The 2,777-nt window shown below is 57.9% G+C and carries 2 protein-coding genes and 2 pseudogenes; 3 read left to right on the forward strand and 1 reads right to left on the reverse strand.

What is annotated here, in order from left to right; genetic code table 11:
• Positions 1-157: pseudogene (locus PROAA_RS19340) on the reverse strand (transposase); the annotation flags it as partial.
• A 270-nt stretch (positions 158-427) separates the two neighbouring features.
• Between PROAA_RS19340 and PROAA_RS19415 the strand changes: the two are divergent.
• The 3 genes and pseudogenes from PROAA_RS19415 to PROAA_RS11465 all read left to right on the forward strand — a co-directional run.
• A pseudogene (locus PROAA_RS19415) lies at positions 428-505 on the forward strand (BrnA antitoxin family protein); the annotation flags it as partial.
• 305 nt (positions 506-810) lie between these two features.
• The gene (locus tag PROAA_RS11460) at positions 811-1,161 is read left to right on the forward strand and encodes a helix-turn-helix domain-containing protein (protein ID WP_186411472.1); all 351 of its coding nucleotides are present in this window, start codon (positions 811-813) and stop codon (positions 1,159-1,161) included.
• Positions 1,162-1,179: 18 nt separating this feature from the next.
• Positions 1,180-2,496, forward strand: a complete 1,317-nt coding sequence (locus tag PROAA_RS11465) for a type II toxin-antitoxin system HipA family toxin (RefSeq protein WP_186411473.1) — start codon at positions 1,180-1,182, stop codon at positions 2,494-2,496.
• The last annotated feature ends 281 nt before the right edge of the window (positions 2,497-2,777 follow it).

The raw sequence follows: 2,777 nt of genomic DNA on the forward strand, positions 1-2,777 counted from the left end.
AAACCGAAGTTTCGCCCTGAGGAGAGGCAAAGCCGAACCGAAGAAGTACTCTTGGGGTACGCGCCCGCCGGAAACCTTTGGGCAGCACATGCTGCAAGACCAACCACAGGAAATCCGGGCCCGACAAGCTTCGGCATTCGATCCGCTTCGTCTTGGCGAAATGATGTTCGTTGTCTGGACGCCGGGCGACGACGAATGGCCCCATATTATTTCGGCGCGAAAGGCGGAAAAACATGAGCGCGAAGCGTGGTCACGTTTCTGTAAATGATGCGCCGGCTACCAAACCGGACGATTGGAATAGTGCTTTTGTTACCCATTCGGCAGACGAACTGCGCAAAGTGGTTGCCGCGCGTCGTACTCGCGGGCCAAACAAGCACCCAACCAAGGAACAAGTTGCAGTTACAGCCCCGCGGTGCTTGCTTAGTTCCGGGCTATGGGCGCGGGTTGGCAAACCCGCATGGACGAAGCGTTGCGTGAGTACGTGTCCCAACACAGGGCAGCGTAGTTCTCTCACCTGGGGTCGAACCCATCATTCCACCGGACGCAAGATATCTGAATACTCCGGAAAAGCGATTGCTCTTCTTCGACGACCGGCTCGACACCCCGCTGGGGGAATTCAACACACGCTTCACCGACGCCGAGGGCGCCCTGCTCGGGCAATATATATCGCAATATATTGCGATTAAGTACTATTATTATAATTAACTCGCTATTTCTTGCGACTTGACTAAAGCAAGCCATTGGGGTATATATCGCAATAACTGACGATATATAGCAATTCAATCGGCGTGTTCGCAATTTATTACGACTATGAGAATCACTGGTTTACTCACCGATGATGCCGTGCTGGCCGAACTGGGCGCACGGATAGCCGGTCGTCGGATTGAATTGCAGTTGACCCAGGCGGCTGTGGCTGAACAGGCAGGTATCGCCAAGCGCACCCTTGAGCGTATGGAGGCCGGGCAGACGTCACAGTTGGCCACCCTGATTCGTGTGCTGCGGGTGCTGGGCGCCGCGTCCGGGCTGGATAGCCTGATTCCGGAGTCCGGGCCCAGACCGATGGATTTGTTGAAGCGCAAGGGTAAGGTCCGGCAACGGGCTTCGGGCCAACGTGCCGCAAAGGCGACCGGCAAATCGTGGAGCTGGGATGAGAAGCCCTGAGCACGCTTGCGAGAAACCATGAGCACGCTTGCCGAAGTCAGGCTGTGGGGCAAAACCATCGGCGCCGTCTCACTACCGGATGGTGACGAAGTCGCCAGCTTTGAATACGATGCGGAATTCGCGCAAAGCGGCATTCAGGTCGCGCCGATCGTGATGCCGCCTTCCCGGCGCGTGTACCGCTTCCCCGAGCTTTCCCGTCCGACTTTTCTCGGGCTGCCCGGCCTGCTGGCCGACTCGCTGCCCGACAAATTCGGCAATGCGCTGATTGATGCCTGGCTGGCATCGCAGGGGCGGCAACCGGGTTCCTTCAACGCCGTCGAGCGGCTTTGCTATACCGGCGAACGCGGCATGGGGGCGCTGGAGTTCGCCCCGGCCATCGGCCCCAGGGCAAAGGAGACAACGCACATTGAGGTCGGCAAGTTGGTCGAGCTTGCGTCGGAGATACTGACCCACCGGAACAAGCTGCAGGCGACTCTTGCGGCCGAAGGCGGAGAAGATGCGCTGAGGAATATCTTGCGCGTGGGCACATCCGCCGGCGGCGCGAGGGCGAAGGCGGTCATCGCATGGAACCCGAAAACCAATGAAGTGCGGTCCGGCCAGGTCAAAGCCGGCCAGGGATTCGAATACTGGCTGCTGAAATTTGACGGCGTCAGCGGCAACAAGGATAAGGAACTGGACGACCCGAAAGGCTACGGGGTGATCGAGTATGCGTATTACCTGATGGCGCTTGAATGTGGCATCCAGATCAGTGAATGCCGGCTATTCAAGGAGAACGGCCGCTCGCATTTCATGACGCGCCGCTTCGATCGCATTGTTGGCAGTGCTGCTGGTGAAAAACTTCACATGCAGTCGCTCTGCGCGCTGGCGCACTACGATTTCAACATGGCAGGCGCCTACAGCTACGAGCAGGCGTTGCTGGTGATGCGGCAATTGCAGTTGCCGATGCAGGCCGTCGAGCAACTGTTTCGGCGCATGGTATTCAACATCGTGGCCCGCAATCAGGACGACCACGTGAAGAACATCGCCTTCCTGATGAACAAATCCGGTGAGTGGCGGTTGTCGCCGGCCTTTGATATGACCTACAGCTTCAATCCTGCGGGTGCGTGGACGGCGCGCCATCAGATGACGATGAATGGAAAACGCGACGATTTCACGATGGAGGACTTCAACGCCTGCGCAAAGACGGCTTCGATGAAACGCGGGCGCGCTGCGAAAATCGTTGCCGAGGTGCAGGCGACGGTATCGGAATGGAGATCGTTTGCTGAAGAGGCAGGCGTGCCTGATGTCTTGCGCGAGAAAATTCAGCGCACGTTGAATCTGAAACCCTGGCCATGAAGCCGGGCGAGTACCTGCCTTGGCGATATTGGTAGACACCGGAACTTCCCCAGCGATATATTTCCCTGTCAGTCAAACACGCTCTCGTGCTTTTCCCGGAGTTCAGCGCCACAACTGTTCGCGACCTGCCAGCAGACAACCCTTGGAGCCCACCTCTCATGCATCGCTCTCTCATAGTTTTGCCGGATGACACCGTCCAGCCCTTCGTCGATGCCATCGCTGCGGCGAAACAGTCGCTGCGCATCAAGATCTTCCTGTTCTCGGATCCGACGCTGCTGGCG

Source organism: Candidatus Propionivibrio aalborgensis, assembly GCF_900089945.1.
Taxonomy (GTDB): Bacteria; Pseudomonadota; Gammaproteobacteria; order Burkholderiales; family Rhodocyclaceae; genus Propionivibrio; species Propionivibrio aalborgensis.